This window comes from Colwellia sp. MB02u-10, assembly GCF_014077185.1.
Classification (GTDB): domain Bacteria; phylum Pseudomonadota; class Gammaproteobacteria; order Enterobacterales; family Alteromonadaceae; genus Cognaticolwellia.
Map to the genome: position 1 here is coordinate 1 of NZ_JACGVK010000040.1, position 1,249 is coordinate 1,249.

The 1,249-nt window shown below is 38.3% G+C and carries 1 protein-coding gene and 1 pseudogene; one reads left to right on the plus strand and one right to left on the minus strand.

Annotated elements, in window-relative coordinates:
• Positions 1–240 (plus strand): annotated as a pseudogene (locus tag H4J59_RS00115) (group II intron reverse transcriptase/maturase); the annotation flags it as partial.
• A 77-nt stretch (positions 241–317) separates the two neighbouring features.
• Here H4J59_RS00115 and H4J59_RS00120 read toward each other — a convergent pair.
• Complete coding sequence (locus H4J59_RS00120; RefSeq protein WP_182235759.1) at positions 318–1,100, minus strand: hypothetical protein; 783 nt, start codon at positions 1,098–1,100, stop codon at positions 318–320.
• Positions 1,101–1,249 lie beyond the last annotated feature (149 nt).

A 1,249-nucleotide genomic window follows, 5' to 3' on the forward strand; every position in this document is an offset into this window, starting at 1 on the left:
GTTCGTCGTAGAATACGGATGTGCTACTGGCGACAATGGCGAAGGCCCAGAACCAAGGTTAGAAATTTACTTAAGCGAGGTGTCCCAGAAAGACTCGCGATAAGTTGTGGTATTACAAGCAAAGGTCCATGGAGAAGTTCTAAAACTAAAGGGGTCAACATGGCATTAACCAATGAATATCTTAAGGATGAAGGGTTAATTGCGCTACGAGACATCTGGATAAAAGTACATCATGGTTAGTGAATCGCCCTGTGCGGAGCCGCATGCAGGGTGGTGTGGGGGCTGGAGGTTAGAGACCTCTGGCTACCCGATTAGCTTTAGTAATACTCTTCATATGGGTTGTCTGTTTCTAGTTTTTCATAACAACCTCTACAAAAAGATTTCCAGTTTTCAAGACCTTTCATATTGCCAAAGTCAACTTCTTGTATTTCACTCTCAAGTTCTGACTCATTACAATTTTCGCATTCAACAGTCGGTTCGTAATACCCACAAACGTAACAAGTATCTATTCCATCTTCGATTACAAATGAATCTTTTTTACATGCACTACATTGCCAAACATTTTCAGGGGTTATACCTTCACTTTCTATTCGGTGTTTTGCCCTTTGTTCAAGCTCATCTACATATTTATCGAGATTCATTACCTCTTGACCTAAACGGGAAGGTAATTCGGCAATAATGTCCTCTTCTAAATGCTTTTGGCAAAACTCCGAATAAAAACCAACTAGAGTTACAAAGTTAGATTTTATTTGGTCAATAGATAAATTAAATTCAAAATGTACAATTTGATTTCTCAGCTCCGATGCTGTCTTTATAGATGAAATATCTGACGCATCAAATTCAATTTTTGATATTTTTTCTAACCTACTAATTGCAAGCCACAAGTCAACTGTGTGTTTAGGCTTATCTATATTTGAATAAATTAATACATCCTGAGTACACCTCAGTCGTTCTTTTAGACAAGTTTCGATTGCTTGCACTAAAAGTAAAATTGCAAACTTCCAATGCTCCTCTGATGTTTCAGCTTGTACTGCTTTTGATACAGATTCGATAAAAAAACTTTTAGAGTTTTCAAGTAGAGTCATTTTTAGTTTGGACAAGGTCGCCTCCGCGATGAATAAAAGCTAGACATAATGACTCCCCACGAGGTGCTAGCCTCCTATCGTGGGTTAGCTTGAAAAGCCAGTGCCATAATTAGTGTGTCAAACAACTAAAGCGGAGGCTAGCATGAATAACCATAGCATAATTT